The sequence below is a fragment of the Porcipelethomonas ammoniilytica genome (genome assembly GCF_025567485.1).
GTDB classification, from domain to species: Bacteria; Bacillota; Clostridia; order Oscillospirales; family Ruminococcaceae; genus Porcipelethomonas; species Porcipelethomonas ammoniilytica.
The window spans coordinates 174,821-198,242 of sequence record NZ_JAOQKH010000003.1 but is presented as its reverse complement, the minus strand read 5'-3'; the positions used below and the strand labels follow the sequence as shown (position 1 = coordinate 198,242).

The following is a 23,422-nucleotide window of genomic DNA, read 5'->3' as shown; positions in this document are numbered from 1 at the left end:
CGGGAAATGGCTATTCCAATGTGCGTAGTATTAGATATCATCATCGTCCATTGAAAGATCAAAGCTGAACATATCATCGGAGTCAGAATCATCCAGATCCTCCAGAATCTCATCATCGTCTTCATTGTCTTCCAGAGAAAATCCGGCGTCTTCCATTTCTGTATCATTATATGTGTCTGCATCTGCATTTTCATCTTCAAATGATACAGGCTGAGGTATAATATCATCATCGTCAAATGACTGCTTAAGATCAATTTCTTCCTGGTTTTCATCAAGTACTCTGACGTCCAGACAAAGTGATTGAAGTTCCTTGATAAGAACCTTGAAGGATTCAGGAATACCCGGTTTCGGAACATTTTGTCCCTTTACAATTGACTCGTAAGTGTTTACACGTCCTACAGTATCGTCTGATTTTACCGTCAGAATTTCCTGCAAGGTATAAGCAGCACCATAAGCTTCCAGCGCCCAAACTTCCATTTCCCCGAATCTCTGACCGCCGAATTGAGCCTTACCGCCCAACGGCTGCTGAGTAACCAGTGAATACGGACCTACTGAACGTGCATGGATCTTATCGTCAACGAGATGGTGAAGCTTGAGATAATACATATATCCTACTGTAACACGGTTATCAAACTGTTCTCCAGTACGACCGTCGTAAAGTATGGTTTTACCGTCCTCGTCCATTCCTGCTGCTCTGAAGCATGCTCTGATATCATCTTCGTGAGCGCCGTCAAATACAGGAGTCATAATATGCCAGCCAAGTGCTTTTGCAGCCATACCCAGATGAACTTCAAGAACCTGACCGATATTCATACGTGAAGGAACGCCCAAAGGATTCAGTACGATATCAAGCGGTGTACCGTCCGGCAGGAACGGCATATCTTCCTGTGGAAGAATTCTCGAAACGACACCCTTGTTACCGTGACGTCCGGCCATTTTATCTCCGACTGATATCTTTCTCTTCTGAGCGATGTAACAGCGTACAAGCATATTTACACCAGGGCTTAATTCATCACAGTTTTCTCTTGTAAATACTTTAACGTCAACAATAACGCCTGATTCGCCGTGAGGCACTTTAAGTGAATTATCTCTTACTTCTCTTGCCTTTTCACCGAAAATAGCTCTTAGAAGTCTTTCTTCAGCCGTAAGCTCTGTTTCGCCCTTAGGGGTAACCTTACCGACAAGAATATCTCCGGCATGAACTTCTGCACCGATTCTGATAATACCATTTTCATCAAGGTCTTTAAGAGCATCGTCGCCGACGTTTGGAATATCCCTTGTTATTTCTTCCGGACCAAGCTTTGTATCACGGCATTCAATTTCATATTCTTCTATATGAATAGACGTAAACACGTCATTTTTAACTAGGTTCTCGTTAAGCAGTACAGCGTCCTCGTAGTTGTAGCCTTCCCAAGTCATAAAACCGATTAGAGCATTCTTACCCAGTGAAACCTCACCGTCGGCAGTTGCAGGACCGTCTGCCAGAACCTGACCCTTTTCAACCCTTTCGCCCTTATTAACTATTGGTCTCTGATTTACGCATGTTCCCTGATTGGAACGCTTGAATTTAGTAAGCTTATATCTATACTCAAGACCGACATCGTCTTTTATGATAATTTCGTCGGCGCTTACTGAATGGACTATACCGTCCTGCTTTGCAATAATACATACTCCTGAGTCCACAGCAGCCTTATATTCCATACCTGTACCGACATAAGGTCTTTCAGTTTTAAGAAGCGGTACAGCCTGTCTCTGCATGTTTGCACCCATCAGCGCTCTGTTAGCGTCGTCGTTTTCAAGGAACGGAATCATAGCGGTAGCGACTGATACAACCATCTTAGGAGACACGTCCATATAGTCGACAAGCTCACGTTCACATTCAAGGATCTTGTCACGGTAACGGGCGTTTACCTTAGGTCTTGCTAATTTGCCTTCTTCTGTCAGCGGTTCATTGGCCTGTGCTACTATAAAGTTATCCTCAACATCAGCGGTCATGTAGACAACTTCGTTTGTTACAACGCCGGTTTCCTTGTCAACTCTTCGGTAAGGTGCTTCAATAAAACCGTACTCATTAATTCTTGCGAATGTAGCAAGATATGATATCAGACCAATGTTAGGTCCTTCAGGAGTTTCGATAGGACACATTCTTCCGTAATGGCTGTAGTGTACGTCACGAACCTCAAATCCGGCTCTATCTCTTGAAAGACCTCCGGGACCAAGCGCTGAAAGACGTCTTTTATGAGTAAGCTCTGCAAGAGGATTATTCTGATCCATGAACTGCGAAAGCGGTGATGAACCGAAAAATTCTTTGATTGCGGCAGTTATAGGTCTTATATTTACAAGTGCCTGAGGAGTTATAGTCTCCATATCCTGAGACTGGAGATTCATTCTTTCCTTGACAACTCTTTCCATTCTGGCAAAACCGATTCTGAACTGATTCTGGAGCAGCTCGCCTACAGAACGGATACGTCTGTTTCCGAGATGGTCGATATCGTCCACGAATCCGACACCCTCGCAAAGATTCAGAAAATGGCTGATCGTAGCGTAAATGTCATCGAGAATAATGTGTTTTGGAACAAGCTCGTCAACTCTTTTTTTGACATTTTCCTCAATTTCTTCGGCGTCAGCAGATGTTTCAAGAATATCCTTGAGAACCTTGAAAGAAACTTTTTCATTAATGCCGTACTGTTCAACATCAAAATCGACATATCCGGTAATATCTACCATGCCGTTACCAATAACCTTAACTTCTTTTTCTACCATTCTGGTAGCGTTTTCTCCGGTTTCAGTGACATAGTATTCTTTTACTTCAACAGTCAGGTAAACTTCGTACACACCTGCCTGTTCAATTTCCATAGCCTTATCAAAGGAAATTTTCTCTCCTTCGTCAGCCATGATTTCCCCTGTCAGAGGATTGATAACGGGTCTGGATAGAATATGACCGGAAATACGTGTTCCTACGCCTAGCTTCTTATTAAATTTATAACGTCCGAATCTTGCAAGGTCGTATCTCTTGGCGTCAAAGAAAAGATTATTTAGATGTGCAATTGCACTTTCAACTGTAGGCGGTTCGCCCGGACGAAGCTTTTTATATACGTCGATCAGAGCATCTGAATTGTTCTTTGTTCCGTCTTTTTGAAGAATGGTCTGAGCCAATCTGTCGTCCGAACCGAAAAGATCGAAAATTTCTTCGTCTGAGCTTACGCCGATAGCTCTGATAAATGTTGTAAGAGGTATTTTTCTGTTTTTATCAATTCTTACGTAAACAACGTCACTTGAATCCATTTCGTATTCGAGCCATGCGCCCCGGTTAGGAATAACGGTAGCTTTAAATAAATCCTTACCTGTTTTATCTTTTTCAAAAGAGTAATAAACACCGGGGGAACGAACAAGCTGTGAAACAATAACACGTTCAGCACCGTTGATGATAAAAGTACCGCTTTCAGTCATAAGCGGAAAATCGCCCATGAAAATTTCGCTTTCCTTAACATCGCCGGTTTCCTTATTCCAAAGTGTAGCGGTAACTCTCAGCGGAGCTGCATAGGTCACATCTCTTTCCTTGCATTCGGCAATGGTATATTTTGGAGTATCGTCAATTTTGTAGTCAACAAAATTAAGTACCAGATTTCCGTTGTAATCAGTAATAGCGGAAACATCACGGAAAACTTCTTTCAAACCTTCATTTTTAAACCATTGATAGGAATTTTTCTGCACCTCGATAAGATTCGGAATTTCCAACGCTTCGTTAATTTTACCGAAGCTCATTCTGACATTCTTTCCAAGCTGCTTTGGCTTGACATTTACCATAGGCGGAGACCTCCTTGTTTTTTACAGCAGTTTTTTTACTGCCGGAACGGATTACTTCTCACGGATTTTTTTAATTCCGTATTTTTTCAAAAAAGCATCTTGACATAAAATCAAATATATGTTATACTATTTTGTCAAGAAATCTGTTCAGTCATATTGATACATTTTATAATTATAGTACATTTTTTTAAATTTGTCAAGTGCTTTTTACAAAATTTTAAGCGGACGTTTAACCGTCCGCTTAAAATTTATTTTATAAGTGCTGAAATTTTATTGCTTAACTCAATCGCACTGTCGATTTTCAACGCTTTCAATTATATCTGACGCTTCATCTAACCAGTTTCCGGAATAAAGCTCAATAGCTCCTTTATCACAGGCTGCTGCAAGCTTCGGATCAATCGGAAGTCTGCCCAGTACTTTCAGATTATATTCTTCCGCTACCTTATCAAGCTTGCTTTCGCCGAAAATATTTATTTTCTTACCGCAGTCAGGACACTGAGCGTAACTCATATTTTCAACTATACCAATTATAGGAATATCCATCATTTCAGCCATTTTAACGGCTTTTGCAACAATCATTGAGACAAGCTCCTGAGGAGAAGTTACTACAATGATACCGTCAACTGGTATAGACTGAAAAACTGTAAGGGGAACGTCGCCGGTTCCCGGAGGCATATCGACAAACATATAGTCAATATCTCCCCACATTACGTCGGTCCAGAACTGTTTAACTACTCCGGCGATAACAGGACCTCTCCAAATAACAGGATCCGTATCGTTTTCCAACATAAGATTTACAGACATAATATTAATACCTGTAGCGCTTTCAGCCGGGAAAATACCTTCTTCAGAACCCGCTGCTTTTTCTTTTATACCAAAGGCTTTAGGAATAGACGGACCGGTAATATCAGCGTCCAGAACAGCGGTTTTAAATCCCTTTCTGTTCATGTTTACGGCAAGTATTGAGGAAACTATTGATTTTCCTACGCCGCCTTTTCCGCTGACGATACCTATAACTTTTTTTATTCTGCTTTGAGCATGCGGCTTTTCCAGCATGCTTGTTTTGTCTCTTTCACCGCAGTCCTGGCTGCATGATGAACAGTCGTGTGTACATTCACTCATAATATTTCTCCATTCCGCCGTATAATTACGGCTAAATTTTTTGTTATAAAGAATTACATAAGGGGAGCGATCATTCTGAAAATTCCGCCGATAATCCTTTTAATTAAAGGACGTTTTTTACAGTCCTCCATGGTTATTTTTCGTGATTTTGCAAGAGTATTCAAAAAATCCATTTTAATTCTTGAAACAGAAGGTGTTTTATACATCAGCGTTGCGCATTCAAAATGAAGATACAGACTTCTGTAATCCATGTTTATTGTTCCCACTATTGCAGTACTGTCGTCTGAAACGAAATTTTTCGCATGTATAAAGCCCGGCATATATTCATAAATCTTAACACCCAGATTAATAAGTTCCTTATAATAATTCCAACTCAATATATTTACATACCATTTATCTGCAATGTGAGGGACTATAATTTTTACGTCAACGCCGCTTTTAACTGCAAATCCCAACGCCGTTATCATTTCATTGTCAATAACCAAATACGGAGTAGTTATATAAACGTATTTTTGGGCTTTATTAATAATATTAAGATATACCAATTCTCCTACAGGCTCATTGTCAGTAGGGGAGTCGCCGTACGGCAGAACGTATCCTTCGCTTATACGATTAAATTGGGATATATTTGCCGGTCTGTATTTTTCATAATCGCTCAGTTGTTTGGTTTTCCATTCCCACATTTGTATAAACATAACGGTAAAGCTCCATACAGCTTCGCCTTTAAGCATTACTGCGGTATCCTTCCAATGACCGAAACGTTCTTTTTCATTTATATATTCATCAGCCAGGTTTACGCCGCCGTTAAATGCAGTCGTTCCGTCTATTACCAAAATTTTTCTGTGATCGCGGTTGTTTTGCGCAGTTGAAAGGAAAGGTCTGAATTCATTGAATATACGGCATTTTATACCTTTGGTTTCCAGATATTTATCGTAGTGATTAGGCAGAAGAAACTGGCTTCCCATACCGTCGTATAAAAGTCTTACTTCGACGCCCTGTTCTGCTTTTCTTTCAAGAATATCAAGTATGGTATTCCACATTTTGCCATGATCAATAATGAAATATTCCATAAAAATAAAACGCTCTGCTTTTTCCAGCTCATAAAGCATAGAAGCGTATTTTTCTTCGCCGACGCTATAATATTCAACAGTCGTATTTTTATATATAGGATATCCGCCGTAATCATTTACGTACTTTGCAAGATGAGCCATATAAATACTTTCTCTTTCAAGATCGTATAGAATGTTTTTGTCCTGAGGGATCAATGGTTTTGTCATTTTTATGATCTGATTTTTCTTCCCTTTGAAGAACAGAGTACCCAGTTCTGCATGAAGAAGGATATAAATTAGTGCTCCAACGATAGGTATCAACATAATTAGAATGGTCCATGAAAGCTTGTATGCAGGATTAGTTTCCTTTTTGTTTATAACGAAGCATACCATTAAAAGAGACAGAATAGTCTGTGCGCCATAGATCAGATTAGTATATTCATAAAGTTTAAAAAAACAAGCAAGCATAAAAAGAGCCTGAACGGCAAGAAGCAGTATTATAAGAAAATTTCTGTTAAATATTTTTTTAAAAAATTTTTTCAAGTATTTGTCCCTCCCAATATGTCAATTGAATTTTATTATATCATATTTTGATTTTTTTAGCAACATTAAAGTTTATTTAGCGTTTATAATCGTATTTTATTTGAAGTTGTGAATAATATCACATGTGTATGCGATATCTTTATCGGTGTGTGCGGCAGAAACAAACATAGCTTCAAACTGTGACGGAGCGGTATAGATTCCGTTTTCCAGAAGGTATCCGAAAAATTCGGAATATTTTTTTGTATCAGACTGTTTTGCATTATCGTAATTTTGAATTTCAGCATTATTGAAGAAAACGGTTAACAGAGAACCGACTCGGTTTACATTCAGTCCGGAATCTGTTGCAGCAGATTCTATCAGATACGATTTTCTTTCAAGTTCATTATATATGTCCGGATTGTTCTGAAGAATTTTTAACGTTGCAAGTCCTGCTGAAACGGCAATCGGATTTCCGGAAAGTGTTCCTGCCTGATATACTGATCCTGACGGCGCTACGCATTCCATAATTTCTTTTTTACCACCGTAAGCTGCAAGAGGCATTCCGCCGCCGACTATTTTTCCGAGAGCCGTCATGTCTGGTATTATTCCGTAATATTTCTGCGCTCCGCCTAAGCTTAATCTGAAACCGGTGATAACCTCGTCAAAAATCAGCAATGAATTATACTGACAGGTTATATCTCTGAGAAATTTTAAAAATCCTTTCTTTGGCGGTATAACGCCCATATTTGCGGCGCACGGTTCTACAATTACACATGCTATATCGCTTCCGTATTTTTCAAAAAGTTCAGCAACAGAATCAATATTATTGTATTTTGCAAGCAAGGTATTTTCAGTAAATCCTTCAGGTACTCCGGCGCTGTCAGGTATTGAATTTGTAAGAAGTCCCGAGCCTGCTTTTACCAGCAGACCGTCGGAATGTCCATGATAGCATCCCTCAAATTTTACTATTTTGTCACGCCCAGTAAATCCTCTTGCCGCACGGACAGCGCTCATTACAGCTTCCGTTCCCGAATTTACCAATCTTAGCATTTCCATTGACGGAATGTTTTTCTGAATAATCTGTGCCAGTTCAACTTCTCCCTTGTGACATGCGCCGAATGTCAAGCCTTTGTCGCAGCTTTTTTTTACTGCTTCAATTACTTCCGGATATGCATGTCCGAGAATATTAGGACCCCATGAGCAAACGTAATCGATGTATTCATTACCGTCGGCGTCATATATCCTACTTCCTTTAGCTTTTTCAATAAACAGTGGAGTTTTGCCTACATTTTTAAATGCGCGTACAGGACTGTTTACTCCGCCAGGCATAAATTGCAGAGCCTGACTATAAAGTTTTTGAGACTTGGAAATGTTCATATATCTTCCTCCAGCCATTTTGCAGCGTCCAGAGCATGATATGTAATGATAATATCAGCTCCGGCACGTTTTATTCCTGTAAGATTTTCCATAACAATCTTTTTTTCATCTATCCAGCCCAGTTTTGCTCCGGCTTTTACCATTGAATATTCTCCGCTGACATTGTAAGCGGCAATCGGTAAATCGTATCTGTCCCGGGCAGCTTTAATAATATCAAGATAGGCAAGGGCAGGCTTTACCATTACCATATCGGCGTTCTCCTCAATGTCGTCGGCAATTTCACGCAGCGCTTCACGTCCGTTTGCATAATCCATCTGATAAGTCTTTCTGTCGCCGAACGACGGCGCTGATTCAGCTGCGTCACGGAATGGTGAATAATATGCGGATGCAAACTTTGCGCTGTAGGACAATATTGGAATATCATAAAATCCGCTTTCGTCAAGAGCCTGACGTATAGCATTTACTCTGCCGTCCATCATATCCGACGGAGCGATTATATCCGCTCCTGCCTGAGCAAGACTTACTGCCATTGCAGATAACAGCGGCAATGTTTCATCATTTAATACTTTATCATTTTTTACAACTCCGCAGTGACCGTGCGACGTATATTCGCATAAGCAAACGTCTGCTATGACGAGCATATCCGGATATTTCTTTTTTATATAACGTATTGCCTTTTGGGTTATTCCATTGCAGTTATATGCTTCGGACGCTTGCTCATCTTTATGTTCAGGAATACCGAAAATAAGCAGTCCGGAAATTCCGCTGCTGTCTATTTCCTTTAAAATTTCATCAATTCGATCTATAGAATACTGAAATACATCCGGCATTGATTCCACAGGATTTTTTTTATTTTTTCCTTCAACTACGAATAGGGGATATATAAAGTCGCTTTTATTAAGATGCGTTTCACGCACAAGATTTCTGAGCTGATTATTCGCTCTCATACGTCTGAATCTGTTCATTTTTTACCTCCCGTAATATTGTGTCTATAATACCCTGAACGTTTTGTATATCGGATATATAAAATTTATCAATACCTTTTTTTATAAGGGCCTGTGATGTTACTTCGCCGATACATATAATTTCAGTACTGTCAGACAGTGAAAATCCATTTTCAAAAAATGCGTTTACGCCTGATGAGCTTGCAAAGGTAATAAAATTAGAATTAATTTTCTCATCGTATTCTTTTTTATTATTCATCTTCACATCATATATTTTTATATCGTCATATATAATTCCCGATTTGTCAAGAACATCTGTAAGGTCGGAAGAACCTTTTTCTGCTCTTAGTATCAGAAGCTTATCAGTTTCGGAAACGGTTTCGGCAATACGCTTGCCCAATTCTTTTGCAGTATATATTTCGGGTATGATATCAGGATATATTCCCGCTTTTTCAAGTATCTCTCCCGTACCGTTTCCGATAACTGCAAATTTTACATTTCCTAACTTTCTGATATCAATTTTCAGTTTTTTTAAATGTTTAAGGAATATTTCTGCTCCATTCATACTGGTAAGTACGATCATACTATATTTTTGGATATTTAAAAGATAATCGTAAAATATCTTGTTATTACCGTATTCACATATTTGCAGGTAATCAAGCTTGTTAATATCAGCACCTAGGGCGTACAGCTGTTCTGACAGTTTATCCACAAGTTTTTCTGTTCCAGTTACAGAAACGGAGACACCCGTAAGCGGACGATTGATATTTGTTGAAAAATCAAATGCGGCAGTTTCTCCTATAATTATGACAGCCGGAGTTTTTATTTTATGTTTTTTAACTTCGTCAGCTATATTTTTCAAGTCGCTTCTAATTGTTTTCTGCTTAGCAGACGCTCCGTGGGAGATAACTGCCGCCGGTGTATTTTTATCCTTACCGTTTAAAATCAGAGTTTCTGCAATTTTTGACAGATTATTCAGTCCCATTAAAATAACCAGAGTTTCATCAGTTGATGCATACTTTTTGATATTTTCAGGAATCAGGTCCTCGGCAGTGTGTCCAGTAATAACATGAAAGCTGCGGCTTGTTTTCCTGTGAGTTACCGGTATTCCTGCCAGTTCCGGAACAGCTATGGCGGAAGAAATTCCCGGCACTATACTGTAAGAAATATTATGTTTTTTAAGTGCAAGAATTTCTTCTCCCCCACGGCCGAAAACAAAAGGGTCTCCGCCCTTTAATCTTACGACAGTTTTGCCGTTCAAAGCATTCTCAACAAGTATTTCGTTTATCCGTTCCTGTTTTTCGCTGTGATGTCCGGCACGTTTGCCTACGCAGATTTTTTCAGTGGTATCTGATGTAAAATCAAGCAGTCGGGAGTCGATTAAGCTGTCGTAAACAACGGTATCGCAAGTCTTTAGCAAATTCATTCCGCGCAGAGTGATCAGGTCGTAATCACCGCAGCCTGCGCCCACAAGATAAACCTTACCAAGCTTGTTCATAACTTTAAAACCAACTCCTTTGCAAATTCTAGGTTATGGGAAATGTCGGCGGTTCCAGACAGTATTTTATTCATATCTTTCGAAACTGTAAGCGTAATTTTTCCGCCGCATAATTCAGAATATGCTCCCACAGGCATTGAACAGTCTGCGTTTAAGGTTCTTATTACACATCGTTCTGTTTCAAAAGCCTTAAAGGTGTTAATGTCGTTGATTTTTTGTATCACAGGCGTTATAAAATCATTTTTACGGCTCTCTAGTGCAATTATTCCCTGACATGGAGCAGGAAGAAAATCCATATAATCAAAAGCAGTGATACTGTAATTTTCTGTTTTAATTTCAAGACGTTCCAGACCTGACGCCGCAAGAATTATAGCGTCATATTCGCCGTTTTCAAGCTTTGAAAGGCGTGTGTCTACATTTCCACGAATATCTTTAAATGTTACTTTATTATATATTTTTTTCATATTAAGCCTGCGCCGTATACTTCCGGTACCCACAATAAAATCTTTGGTACTATTAATGTGATTTTCTTTTTTGGTTACAATTACATCACGATAATTTCCTCTGGGCAATACTCCTGAAATTTCAAGATTTTCCCCAAGTAATACAGGAAGGTCTTTTGCACTGTGAACAGCAACGTCAATATTTCCGCACTGTAATGCCAATTCAATTTCAGAGACAAAGATTCCCTTGCCGCCGATTTGCGAAAGAGGTTTGTCAATTATTTTGTCGCCTTTAGTACTGATATAAATAATTTCTGGTTCTGCATCCGGAAAAAAAGATGTTAATCTTTCTATAAACATATTAGTCTGAGCCACTGCAAGTCTGCTTTTTCGTGTTCCTATTTTAATTTTCATACTCTTTTTATCTCTCAATTTCATTTTATGTTCATGATATAAATCAGGATTTATTGCTATAAAAACAATTCCATTTCATTCTCTTTCTTTATAAATCCTCGCTCAACATATAATTTCTTTCCTTGCTCACTGCTATTAAGCCATAATCTTTTTACATGAATTTTTGAAGCATAATTTATTATTTCATTTAAAATACAATTTGCAAATTTTTGCTTTCTAAATTTTGGAGAAGTATATATATTTAATATATAACCCTCTAATCCGTTTAAATTTTCTTCATATGGAATACGCTCAAACAAACATAGAGAGCCTATTGCGACAAGTTTATTCTCGTGTAATATCCCCCAACTAATTAAATCCTTGTTTATATGCGATAAGTAATATTGCTTCGTTGCAGATTCCAACTCAGAAATATCTGTTTTTCTATTGATTTCTTCTAATTCTTTCAATAGTTCCATTCTTAATTGCCAAAATTCGTTTACCGATTGCTCATCTAATTTTACAATAATATTGTCCATGCTATAACCCCATTCAAGTTTCGATTTACCTTATAAGTTACACTTAATAAAATTTAGATTTTTTTATTTCTTCAATCATATTAAAAATCTGTATATCATCGGGTAAATTTTTACTTTCAATACACATTTTCAATATTTTTTCAAAAGCTTTTTTCCTGACTGCTTCAGATGAAATTTCCCGTTTTATTTTTTCACGGAATTTTCCTAGTATTTCGATAGTTTCCAGACATTTTTCATCAATCATATTTTCCGTTTTCATGCGTAAATATGACGCAAATATCGGACTCTTACCAGAGGTGGAAATCCCGACGGTAATATCATTTTTATGAACAACTGCCGGAAAAATAAAACCGCATTTATCAAGATCATCTACAGTGTTCACCAGAATATTTTTTTTTCTGCAAAGTTTAAATATATGTGCATTAAGCTGCTCGTCGTCTGACGCACTGATTACAAAAAAAGCACTGTCAATATCTTCGTCCCTGAATTTTCTTTTAATAATTTTTATACCGTTTAAACTTGTAATGTCATCAGAAATTTCAGGGGCAATTACGGTAATGTCCGGTTCAAAGGGAAGAAGCTTTTCGATTTTTCGAGCCGCAACGTTTCCGCCACCGACAATTATGCATTTTTTGCCTTTAATATCAATAAAAAAAGGGAAGTACCCCATAGTATCACTGCTTTCCATATAGTTTCATGATTCTTAAAACCTCGGCAAATTGTTCAGCATTCATTTCCGACTTGAATTTATAGATAATATCCTCGAAAGGCTTTGAACGGATTTCTTTTTTTACTGATTCAATGTACGGCAAAAAGTTATGAAAATAAAGTTCTTTTTTCAGTGTATCCGTTTCTTTGGCAATTATCTCACACGCAGTGTCAACACTGTTCATTTTTAAGATATTGTTGCTTTCAGACAGCTTTTCAAAATAATCGATTCCGATAAGTTCTGCGTCGTTTAAGTATGAAATACTGCTGTCAATATCCGGCGGTACTGCAAGATCAATAAATAAGCGTTTTTTATTTTTGTTTAAATATTTTTGAAGTTCGCAAAGGGTTATAGTATAATGAGGACTTGATGTGGCACTGATAATGCAGTCAGCGTCGCTTATATATTTATATCGCTGTGAATAATTAATTACATTGATACTGGGATTTGCAGCTATTTTAAAGTCAGGATTATGTTCTCTTAAAGTTATTGTTATATTTATGGATTTATGCGATATTAAATTTTTTAGTACTGTAGTACCGGTTTTTCCGGTTGCGCCGATTAAAAGAACATTTATATTTCCACCAAGTTTAACAGCTTCGTTTGCAGCCAGCGAAGCAATCGAAACAGAGGTTTTCGATAAAGCAGTTTCCGTTTTAATTTTTTTTGCACATGCAATAGCGGACTGAAATATGATATTTAATTCATGTGATACGGTATCTGCTTCTTTAGCTGAATGGTAAGCTTTTTTGGTTTGCCCCAGTATTTCGTCTTCACCTATGACCATAGAGTCAATTCCGCTGGCAACTTTAAAAAGATGTATAATGGATTTTTCATCTTGATAAAATCTTTTTTTAGCAGAGAAAATTTCTTTCGGTATCTTACTGTATTCTGCAAGAAGCTTGTCAACGTATTCAGGCGCCGCAGGACTGCCGCAGAAATATACTTCAGTACGGTTACATGTACATAAAATTACACATTGAGAAATACATTTTGCCTTCATAAGTTCAGACATAAATTCACGTTGTATATCGAGAGAAAATGCAAAATTTTTGCGCATTTCGGCATCAGCACTTTTATAGTTTATACTGGTACAGAACAATTATTATCACTGCTTTCGCTTTAAGTTAAATAAACTGTTATTAATAATATCATATAAATTCATTTTTTTCAATACTTCCCGTTTATTATGGTAATATTTAGAGGCAGTTAAAAGATTGACTTTTATGTATCAGAGGTATATAATATATAATAGCTGTGAATTGTAGTATTAAACTTATGGGAAAGGATGTAAAAATGAAAATTTCTACAAAAGGACGCTACGCACTTCGTATGATGTGTGATATAGCAGCAAACGATAACGGATCTGCTATTCCTCTTAAAGAGATTGCCGCACGTCAGAACATTAGTGTAAAATATCTGGAGCAAATAGTTATTCTTCTGAGTCGTGCAGGTTTTGTAAAAAGCGTAAGGGGTGCGCAGGGAGGCTATAAGCTTACCAATCCGCCTAAATACTATACAGTAGGTATGATTTTGCGTTTGACGGAAGGAAGTTTAGCTCCGGTTTCATGTCTTGAGGACAATGTTAATACCTGCGGACGTGCATCGGAATGCAGCACATTATTTGTATGGGAGCAGCTATACAGTGCCATTTGCAATGTCGTGGATAACATTACTATTGAGGATATATTAATGCATTCGGGAAATAACCGTGGAGATGATTATGTGATTTAGACCCAAACGTCATAATTAACAAATCGACTATACTTCAGAGGTTAGTTAAAAAAATAATAATAATTCCTATTTTATACTAAATATTATTGTTATATGGAGAACATTTTGATAAATATTAATATTGACTTTTTTGTGCTCAGATGTTACAATGTTAATGTTGAGATGAGGGATAAAACCATATAACAAATTGCAGTTATATTATTGGGTTAGCAAAAGCTAACTTATTTGAATATATTGCATATCATAGATTTACAGTATAAAATATTGCTGACTACAGCTTAAGGCTGTTTTATTAAATAGGAGGTTATAATATGGCAAACTTTGAACAGTGGCATGGATTTAAAGGAAGAAAGTGGATGGAAGAAATCAATACCCGTGATTTCATTCAGAACAATTATACTCCTTATGACGGCGATGAATCATTTCTAACCGGTCCGACTGAAGCTACAAATAAGCTTTGGGGAAAACTTAAGGAATTACAGAAAGAAGAACGTGCCAAGGGCGGCGTTCTTGATATGGATACAGAAATTGTTTCAACAATCACATCGCATAAGCCGGGATATCTGGATGAAAGTATGAAAGATCTTGAAAAAATCGTAGGTCTTCAGACAGATAAGCCTCTTAAACGTGCATTTATGCCTTTCGGCGGAATAAAAATGGCTGAAGAAGCTTGTAAAACTTATGGCTATACTCCAAGTCCTGAACTTCATAAAATATTTACAGAATATCATAAAACGCATAATCAGGGCGTATTCGACGCATATACGCCTGAAATGCGTGCAGCCCGTAAGAACAAGATTATTACAGGTCTTCCAGATACATACGGAAGAGGACGTATCGTGGGCGATTACAGAAGAGTTGCTCTTTACGGTATTGATATGCTTGTTGAGGAAAAGTCCAAGGATCTTGCTTTCTGCGGAAACGGTAAAATGCGTGACGACGTTATCCGACAGCGTGAAGAAATAAGCATGCAGATAAAAGCGCTTAAAGAAATGAAAGTAATGGCAGAATCATACGGATTTGATATTTCAGCTCCTGCCAAGGACGCACGTGAAGCATGCCAGTGGTTATATTTCGGTTATCTTGCAGCAATCAAAACACAAAACGGCGCTGCAATGAGCGTTGGACGTATTTCTACATTCCTTGATATTTATATTCAGCGTGATTTAGACGAAGGAAAGCTTACAGAATCAGAAGCTCAGGAGCTTATCGACCATATGGTTATGAAGTTCCGCATGGTTAAGTTTGCACGTATTCCTTCATATAATGAACTGTTCTCAGGAGATCCTGTTTGGGCAACGCTGAGTATTGCCGGAAAGAGCGTTGACGGTCGCCATATGGTTACTAAGAACGATTTTCGTTTTCTGCATACGCTTGAAAATATGGGACCTTCACCTGAACCTAATCTTACGGTTCTTTATTCATCAAATCTTCCGGAGGCGTTTAAACGTTATGCGTCCGCTATTTCTGTGCGTACAAGTTCTATTCAGTATGAAAACGATGAAGTTATGCGTGTTGAGTGGGGCGATGATTATGCTATCTGCTGCTGCGTATCTGCTACTCAGACGGGTAAGGAAATGCAGTTCTTCGGTGCACGTGCAAATCTTGCAAAGTGTCTTCTGTACGCAATAAACGGCGGTGTTGACGCTAAGACAAAGGTACAGGTAGGGCCGAAATATATTCCTATTACTTCGGAGTATCTTGATTATGATGAGGTAATGGCAAAGTTTGACGACATGATGAGCTGGCTTGCAAGCATTTATGTCCATACATTGAATCTTATCCATTATATGCACGACAAGTACTACTATGAAGCTGCCGAAATGGCTCTTATTGATACGGATGTAAGACGTACATTTGCCACAGGTATCGCAGGTTTCTCACATGTTGTTGATTCACTTTGCGCTATTAAATACGCTAAGGTTAAGACTATTCGTGATGAAGACGGTATTGTTACTGATTTTGAAACTACAGGCGATTTCCCAAGATACGGCAATGACGATGACCGTGCTGATGAAATTGCAGTATGGCTGCTGAAAACTTTCCTCAGAAAGATTAAACAGTGCCATACATACCGTGATTCAGAACCTACAACCTCAATCCTTACCATTACTTCAAACGTTGTTTATGGCAAGGCTACAGCTTCACTTCCGGATGGAAGAAAAGCCGGCGAACCGCTTGCACCCGGTGCAAATCCATCATACGGCGCTGAAAAGAACGGACTGCTTGCTTCACTTAATTCCGTTGCAAAGCTGCCTTACGAATATGCACTTGACGGTATTTCAAATACACAGACAATTAATCCTGACGCTTTGGGTCATGAAGAGTCCGAGCAGGTTACAAATCTTGTAAATATTCTTGATGGCTACTTTGATCAGGGGGCACATCATCTTAATGTAAACGTATTCGGCAAAGACAAGCTTATTGACGCTATGGAACACCCTGAAAAGGAAGAATACGCAAACTTTACTATCCGTGTTTCCGGTTATGCAGTTAAGTTTATCGACCTTACCCGTGAACAGCAGCTTGATGTTATTTCAAGAACATGTCATGAAACGATGTAATAAAATAATAAAAAATGAAATAATATTAATGCAGGTCTCCCCGCTGATGCGGAGAGACTTTGCGTTGTATAATAATGATTATACTTTGTGCATTTGCTGTAGCGCAAGGTATAAAATAATATGGAGGAATCGTGATGGATCAGAATGATGTACAGAAAGTCCGGGTTCACTCAATTGAAAGTTTCGGCGCTGCCGATGGACCCGGAGTAAGATTTATAGTTTTTTTACAGGGCTGCAATATGCGCTGCAAATACTGTCACAATCCGGATACTTGGAATATGAATGACGGTGAAGAAATGACTTCAAATGAACTGTTAAAACGTGCACTGCGCTACAAAAACTACTGGAAAGATTCCGGAGGAATAACAGTAAGCGGCGGAGAACCTCTTCTGCATATTGACTTCCTGATAGATTTTTTCAGAAGAGCAAAGGAATACGGCGTGCATACCGTTATTGATACCGCCGGAAATCCTTTTACACGCGATGAACCGTTTTTCTCAAAATTTAATGAATTGATGAACTATACGGATCTTTTTCTGCTTGATATAAAAGAAATGGATAATGAACGTCATAGCTATATTACTGGATTTAGTAATGATAATATTCTTGATATGGCAAAATATTTGTCTGAAATAAAAAAACCTGTATGGATCCGTCATGTACTTGTACCTCAGCTGAGCGATTTTGATGAAGATCTTGATAAGCTTTCAGAATTTATTGATACGCTTGATAATGTTGAACGTGTGGAAGTACTTCCTTACCATACACTAGGTGCATTTAAGTGGGAAACTTTAGGTATCCCGTATTCGCTTAACGGTGTATGTCCTCCAGATAAGGAACGTATATCTAATGCGAATAAAAAGCTTAAAACTTCTATGTATAAGTAATCAGAATTTGGAGTAAAAACCAGTTTTTATGGTGAGTTTTACTCCATATTTTTTATACCCATTTTCTTCTGTAATAGTATAATATAAGCTCTGCTAAGTATAATAAATTATATGTAGATTTTATTGTATATAAATAAAGGAGAATATTATGCCGTCAACCTATGCACACTACCGCTTCGGACAACAGGTATATCGCCGTCTGCCTGAAAAAATCCGTTCTGAAATTCAACCGTACAAAAGTCTGTTTGACATTGGACTGCATGGCCCTGATATTTTGTTTTATTATTACCCCTTGTTTTCTAATAAAGTAAATCGGATAGGTTATTCTATGCACGATAAATCAGGGTATTTTGTTTTTTCAAAGTTTGGTAAAACAGCTATGGGATCAGAAAATCCGGCAGCGCATTTTGCTTATATTTATGGATTCCTTTGTCATTTTGCTTTGGATAGGGAATGTCACGGCTATATCAGCGCTAAAATAAGACAAAGCGGAATACGTCATGCAGAAATTGAAGTGGAATTTGACCGATATTTGCTGGTGCATGATAAAAAGAATCCGCTGACTCAGATTCTTACAAAGCATATAAAGCCAGGTTTGTCAAACGCACGTATTATATCGGACTTTTTTCCAAATGTTAATGCACTTCAAATACAGAAAGCAATGCATTCTATGATTTTTTATAATCACCTTTTAATCGCACCTCATAGACCTAAACGAAAATTTATTTATACGCTTTTAAAAGCTACAGGCAACGATAAGGAGATGCATGGACTTGTCATGAATCTGACGCCTAATTTAAATTGTTCTGACAGTAATAAAAAACTTTGCCGACTTTATATTAATGCTTTAGATAAAGCAGTTACTATGATTAATGAATATAAGGATAATTTATTTGCGGATTTACCTTGGAGGAACTGGTATTCTTATTCTTTCGGTTCTCAATATCAAGGAAGTGAAGTATAATGAAATTTAAGCTGTCAAAGGCAGAGCGAAACTGGATTTTATATGATGTGGGAAATTCAGCGTTTATTCTTCTTGTTTCTACACTGATTCCGATTTATTTTAATGGTCTGGCAGAACAAGTCGGTGTTAATTCTTCGGATTCGGTTGCATATTGGGGTTATGCTGTTTCTGTATCTACGCTTATAGTTGCTCTGACCGGTCCGGTTTTAGGCGCAGTTTCGGATAAAAAAGGACGAAAAAAACCGTTGTTTTTGGTGTCCGTTTTAATTGGCGCTGTGGGATGCTTGTGTCTTGGATTATTTAAAAAGTGGCTGTTATTTTTAATTGTATTTGCATTGGCAAAGGTGAGCTATTCAATAAGTTTGATTTTTTATGATTCCATGCTTCCGGATATTACTGACTCTGATCGTATGGACAGGGTTTCGGCACAAGGATATGCTTGGGGATATATTGGCAGCTGTATACCGTTTCTGCTATGTCTTACTCTCGTATTGGGATCAGATATAATTGGATTGTCTATTAATACTGCAATGATTATATCGTTTGCGGTTATAGCCATTTGGTGGATAATTTTTTCCGTACCGTTACTGCGTATTTATCGCCAGAGATATTATGCTGAGGACAGTCGTTTTGGAATTCAGAGTACATTTCATAACTTATGGAATTCTTTGAAGGAAATTGCTGCAAATAAACAGATATTTTTATTTTTGCTTGCTTTTTTGTTTTATATTGACGGCGTATATACAATTATTGAAATGGCAACAGTTTACGGTTCTGCACTGGGATTAGACAGCACCGGATTGCTAATAGCGCTCTTGGTTACACAGATCGCAGCGTTTCCAAGTTCAATTTTGATTGGACGCCTTTCCCGGGACTTTTCTTCAAGGCTGTTAATTTCAATTTGCATTTGTGCATATTTCTTTATTTCAATTTTTGCTATTTTTATGTCAAGACAGCTGCATTTTTGGATACTGGCATTGATGGTCGGTATGTTTCAGGGAGGTATACAGGCTTTGTCAAGAGGTCATTTTGCCAAAATGATCCCGCCGGAAAAATCAGGAGAATATTTTGGAGTAATGGATATCTGTGGTAAGGGTGCTTCTTTCATTGGAACAACAACGATCAGTTTGGTTTCGCAGCTTACAGGAAATGCAAATTTGGGAATTGGCGCATTGGCATTGTTTTTTGCAGTGGGATTAATTCTATTTCAGCTTTCGTTTAGGAAACACAGCAATTAAACTACTTATTAATTTATCAAAATTCCAACTTAAACCAACAAAATATTCTAAAAAAACCCCGTTTAAATAAACGGGGTTTCATGTTATAATTTAGTTACTTAAAAGAAAGGACGGTAAAAAACATGCAGGCAACATTAAAAAGAGAAAAAATAATTTCAAAGGAAAAAACAAACTATATGGAAGTTCTGGGAGGAAACAGAGTAATTTACAGAGTAACGTCTACAAAAGTTATTCAGTATGGTAATGAAAAGATTACATACGGCATTGAGGCTGAAATGAAAAAAGGTCTGATTAAATTCAAAGAAACTATTGATGATTTTTCAGACGATGTTAGAGTAGCAGTAAGTTTTGCAGAACTGCTTGTAAGAAATAATATCAAACCGGCTTTGATTTATAATGCGGCGCTTTGTTTCCTGAGAAAAACGATTTAAAGAAAAAAATTGTATAATTCGGATTATGGTATTGAAATTTGGATTTTATTAGTGTATAATATTACTATTAAACTTGAAAGGAATTTTAGTATGTACGATAATCTGATGGATACAATTGGTTTTCTTTCTAAGACTGATCCTGAAGTGGGACAGGCTATGGAAAAGGAACTTGCAAGACAAAAAAGAAATCTGGAGCTTATTGCCAGTGAAAATATTGTTTCACCTGAAGTAATGGCTGCAATGGGCTCAGTACTCACAAACAAATATGCGGAAGGATATCCGGGAAAGCGTTATTACGGCGGATGCGAATGTGTTGATATTGTAGAAAATATTGCAATTGAAAGAGCTAAAAAGCTTTTCGGTGCCGGATATGCAAACGTTCAGGCTCACTCGGGTGCGCAGGCTAATACAGCCGTTTATTTTGCACTGCTTGAACCAGGCGATACGGTTTTAGGTATGAGCCTTGCTCACGGCGGACATCTGACTCACGGTTCACCGGTTAATATGTCAGGAAAATATTTTAATTTCGTTTCTTATGGTCTGGGCGATGATGAAAAAATTGATTATGACAAGGTAGAGGAACTGGCTAAGGAAAATAAGCCGAAGCTTATTGTTGCAGGTGCAAGTGCATATCCTAGAATTATTGATTTCAAGCGTCTGTCTGAGATCGCTAAATCTGTAGGAGCTTACTTAATGGTTGATATGGCTCATATTGCCGGTCTTGTTGCGGCAGGCTGTCACCCGTCACCTGTGGGCTATGCAGATGTTGTTACAACTACAACTCACAAGACATTAAGAGGTCCCAGAGGCGGTCTTATTCTTACAAATGACGAAGAACTTGCTAAGAAGATCAATAAGTCAATTTTTCCGGGAATACAGGGCGGTCCGCTTATGCATGTGATTGCCGGCAAGGCAGTATGCTTTGGAGAAGCGCTTAAACCGGAATTTAAAACCTATCAGCAGCAGGTTGTAAAGAACGCACAGGCTCTTGCAAAGGGACTTGTTGAAAGAGGTTTCGATCTTGTTTCAGGCGGTACTGATAATCACCTTATGCTGGTTGACCTTCGTCCTTTTGATATAACCGGTAAGGAACTGGAACACCGTCTTGATGAAGTTTATATTACAGTAAATAAAAATGCAATTCCGAATGATCCTCAAAAGCCGTTTGTTACAAGCGGTCTGAGAATTGGTACTCCCGCAGTTACTACCAGAGGTCTTGGTGAAGCTGAAATGGAAAAAATTGCAGAATATATTTACCTTGCAGCTAAGGATTTTGAAAACAAAGCTGACTTTATCCGTGAGGGCGTTACTGAAATCTGTACAAAATATCCGTTGTACGAATAATATAAAAGCTTTAAGCGGCGGTTTTATAACTGCCGCTGTTTTTTCAAAAGAGGTGAAGTTTATGAATACCCCACTGGCAGATTTGATACGTCCTGAAACTCTTGATGAAGTCGTAGGTCAACAGCATCTGATTGGAAACGGGAAACCGTTGAGACGTATTATTGAAAGCGGCCATATACCTAATATGATTTTTTACGGTCCTTCAGGTACAGGAAAAACTACAGTTGCGAGAATTATTGCTGAAAATACTAATATGTCGCTGCATAAGTTAAATGGTACTTCTGCTTCTATTGCCGACATTAAAGATGTCATTTCCGAGATAGGTACTTTTGCCGGTGCTGATGGAATTCTGCTGTATCTGGACGAGATACAGTATTTTAATAAGAAACAGCAGCAGAGTTTATTGGAATATATAGAAAACGGTCAGATCACTCTTATTGCGTCAACTACTGAAAATCCTTATTTTGCAGTATTTAATGCGGTTATCAGCCGTTCTACAGTTTTTGAATTTAAACCTCCTGAGTCGGAAGAAATTGAAAAGGCGGTACTTAGAGCATTCACTTTGCTGTCAGAACAAAACGGTGTAAATTATAAACTTGATGATGATGTAATTAGGCATATAGCAGTAAGCTGCGGAGGAGATGTGAGAAAAGCAGTCAATACTGTAGAACTCAGTACGCTTGCAGGAGAAATTTATCCGGATTTTGTTAAAATTACTATGGAAACAGTTTCGGCACTTGCGCAGAGAAGCAATATGAAATATGACCGTGACGGCGATCAGCATTACGATATACTTTCTGCTTTGCAAAAATCTATCAGAGGTTCAGATGAAAATGCTGCTTTGCATTATGCCGCAAGACTTATGGCGGCAGGAGATATTATTTCATTGTCAAGAAGATTGCTTGTCATTGCGTCCGAGGACGTGGGACTTGCATATCCAAATGCGGTCACTATTGTAAAATCATGTGTTGATTCCGCCATGCAGTTAGGGCTACCGGAAGCAAGAATTCCTTTGGCGCAGGCAGTAGTTCTCCTTGCTACTGCACCTAAGTCGAACAGCGCCTACGAAGCGATAAATTCGGCTATGGATGATGTAAACAAAGGATTGGCGATTAATTTCCCAAGATGTCTTCAAAATAAGCATTTTGACGGTGATGACGTTAAAGTTAAGGGACAGTTTTATAAGTATCCCCATGATTATCCCAATCATTGGATAGAGCAGCAATATATGCCGGATGCTTTGAAAGGAAAGGTTTATTATAGATACGGAGATAATAAGCAGGAACAGTCTGCTAAAATGTACTGGGATAAGATAAAAGGCGGTGAGAAAAAATGATTAAAAAAATAGTAAGCTATATTGGTATAGCTGGTATTCTTTCTATTATAATTTTAAGTATATTTGATCGTTTATTTTTTATAAGCAAAAAGGTATTTGCTGTATGGTTGGTGATATCCGTTATATTGCTTCTTCCTATACTTATACGTGAATTGCTGTCATTGAGGAAGAAAAACAAAGATTGAAAGTAGAATTTTAGGAGTATTTTATGAATGAATTTATGATACCGCCTGATCATGTGAATTTTCTTGCAAAAAAATTATTCGGAAATTCGGGAAAGATAAAGGACGTTTCAATAGCTTATTTGCAAAAAGAGGGCGGTGGTCCTACTGAACCTCATACTCATTCTCATGACCATTTATTTATTGTAACTTCGGGTGAGGCAAAGATAAATTACGGTAAAGAAATAATAATACTGAAAAAAGATGAGTCTTTTTTAGTTAAAGGAACAGTTAGTCATTCGGTATGGAATAATATTGATGAGGAAACTGTTATGGTGGGAATATCTGTTGAAAAGTAAT

General features: G+C 37.9%; 19 protein-coding genes. 9 read left to right on the top strand and 10 right to left on the bottom strand.

The features are described from left to right. Positions 1-30 precede the first annotated feature (30 nt). The 10 genes from rpoB to hemA all read right to left on the bottom strand — a co-directional run bounded on the left by rpoB (position 31) and on the right by hemA (position 13,505). Positions 31-3,807: a DNA-directed RNA polymerase subunit beta gene (gene rpoB / locus OCV67_RS04040; RefSeq protein ID WP_147642578.1), complete on the bottom strand. Its 3,777-nt coding sequence runs from the start codon at positions 3,805-3,807 to the stop codon at positions 31-33. 282 nt (positions 3,808-4,089) lie between these two features. Then, a complete protein-coding gene (locus OCV67_RS04035) occupies positions 4,090-4,929 on the bottom strand; it encodes an Mrp/NBP35 family ATP-binding protein (protein ID WP_147642577.1) in 840 nt (279 codons plus the stop codon). A 53-nt stretch (positions 4,930-4,982) separates the two neighbouring features. Continuing rightward, the gene (gene cls / locus OCV67_RS04030) at positions 4,983-6,521 is read right to left on the bottom strand and encodes a cardiolipin synthase (protein WP_147642576.1); all 1,539 of its coding nucleotides are present in this window, start codon (positions 6,519-6,521) and stop codon (positions 4,983-4,985) included. Positions 6,522-6,617: 96 nt separating this feature from the next. Then, positions 6,618-7,877 carry a glutamate-1-semialdehyde 2,1-aminomutase gene (hemL, locus tag OCV67_RS04025; protein ID WP_147642575.1) on the bottom strand — a complete coding sequence of 420 codons (1,260 nt, stop codon included), beginning with the start codon at positions 7,875-7,877 and terminating at the stop codon, positions 6,618-6,620. After that, positions 7,874-8,842, bottom strand: a complete 969-nt coding sequence (hemB, locus tag OCV67_RS04020; protein WP_147642574.1) for a porphobilinogen synthase — start codon at positions 8,840-8,842, stop codon at positions 7,874-7,876. The genes hemL and hemB overlap by 4 nt, the downstream gene beginning before the upstream one ends. Further along, complete coding sequence (gene cobA / locus OCV67_RS04015; protein ID WP_147642573.1) at positions 8,811-10,319, bottom strand: uroporphyrinogen-III C-methyltransferase; 1,509 nt, start codon at positions 10,317-10,319, stop codon at positions 8,811-8,813. Before cobA ends, hemB begins: the two co-directional genes overlap by 32 nt. After that, positions 10,316-11,176, bottom strand: a complete 861-nt coding sequence (gene hemC, locus OCV67_RS04010) for a hydroxymethylbilane synthase (protein ID WP_178084988.1) — start codon at positions 11,174-11,176, stop codon at positions 10,316-10,318. Before hemC ends, cobA begins: the two co-directional genes overlap by 4 nt. A gap of 56 nt (positions 11,177-11,232) precedes the next feature. After that, the gene (locus OCV67_RS04005; protein WP_147642571.1) at positions 11,233-11,694 is read right to left on the bottom strand and encodes a GNAT family N-acetyltransferase; all 462 of its coding nucleotides are present in this window, start codon (positions 11,692-11,694) and stop codon (positions 11,233-11,235) included. Between the two features lie 43 nt (positions 11,695-11,737). Next, positions 11,738-12,382, bottom strand: a complete 645-nt coding sequence (locus OCV67_RS04000) for a precorrin-2 dehydrogenase/sirohydrochlorin ferrochelatase family protein (RefSeq protein WP_147642570.1) — start codon at positions 12,380-12,382, stop codon at positions 11,738-11,740. After that, a complete protein-coding gene (gene hemA / locus OCV67_RS03995; protein ID WP_147642569.1) occupies positions 12,369-13,505 on the bottom strand; it encodes a glutamyl-tRNA reductase in 1,137 nt (378 codons plus the stop codon). Before hemA ends, OCV67_RS04000 begins: the two co-directional genes overlap by 14 nt. A gap of 194 nt (positions 13,506-13,699) precedes the next feature. On the opposite strand from hemA, the gene OCV67_RS03990 reads away from it, so the two are divergent. From OCV67_RS03990 to OCV67_RS03950, 9 genes are all read left to right on the top strand, one after another. Beyond that, positions 13,700-14,137 (top strand): RrF2 family transcriptional regulator, encoded by a 438-nt coding sequence (locus tag OCV67_RS03990; RefSeq protein WP_147642568.1) that lies wholly within the window; start codon positions 13,700-13,702, stop codon positions 14,135-14,137. 311 nt (positions 14,138-14,448) lie between these two features. Beyond that, positions 14,449-16,701, top strand: a complete 2,253-nt coding sequence (gene pflB, locus OCV67_RS03985; RefSeq protein WP_147642567.1) for a formate C-acetyltransferase — start codon at positions 14,449-14,451, stop codon at positions 16,699-16,701. Positions 16,702-16,835: 134 nt separating this feature from the next. Continuing rightward, positions 16,836-17,588 carry a pyruvate formate-lyase-activating protein gene (pflA, locus tag OCV67_RS03980; protein ID WP_147642566.1) on the top strand — a complete coding sequence of 251 codons (753 nt, stop codon included), beginning with the start codon at positions 16,836-16,838 and terminating at the stop codon, positions 17,586-17,588. Positions 17,589-17,736: 148 nt separating this feature from the next. Then, on the top strand, positions 17,737-18,552 hold the full coding sequence (locus tag OCV67_RS03975) for a zinc dependent phospholipase C family protein (RefSeq protein WP_147642565.1): 816 nt from the start codon (positions 17,737-17,739) through the stop codon (positions 18,550-18,552). Continuing rightward, the gene (locus OCV67_RS03970) at positions 18,552-19,790 is read left to right on the top strand and encodes an MFS transporter (protein WP_147642564.1); all 1,239 of its coding nucleotides are present in this window, start codon (positions 18,552-18,554) and stop codon (positions 19,788-19,790) included. The genes OCV67_RS03975 and OCV67_RS03970 overlap by 1 nt, the downstream gene beginning before the upstream one ends. A gap of 122 nt (positions 19,791-19,912) precedes the next feature. Next, positions 19,913-20,221, top strand: coding sequence for a DUF6514 family protein (locus tag OCV67_RS03965; RefSeq protein WP_147642563.1), 309 nt, complete (start codon positions 19,913-19,915; stop codon positions 20,219-20,221). A 90-nt stretch (positions 20,222-20,311) separates the two neighbouring features. Then, positions 20,312-21,565, top strand: a complete 1,254-nt coding sequence (gene glyA, locus OCV67_RS03960) for a serine hydroxymethyltransferase (protein ID WP_147642562.1) — start codon at positions 20,312-20,314, stop codon at positions 21,563-21,565. Between the two features lie 61 nt (positions 21,566-21,626). Beyond that, the gene (locus OCV67_RS03955) at positions 21,627-22,901 is read left to right on the top strand and encodes a replication-associated recombination protein A (protein WP_147642561.1); all 1,275 of its coding nucleotides are present in this window, start codon (positions 21,627-21,629) and stop codon (positions 22,899-22,901) included. A gap of 208 nt (positions 22,902-23,109) precedes the next feature. Beyond that, positions 23,110-23,421: a cupin domain-containing protein gene (locus OCV67_RS03950; protein ID WP_147642560.1), complete on the top strand. Its 312-nt coding sequence runs from the start codon at positions 23,110-23,112 to the stop codon at positions 23,419-23,421. Position 23,422 lies beyond the last annotated feature (1 nt).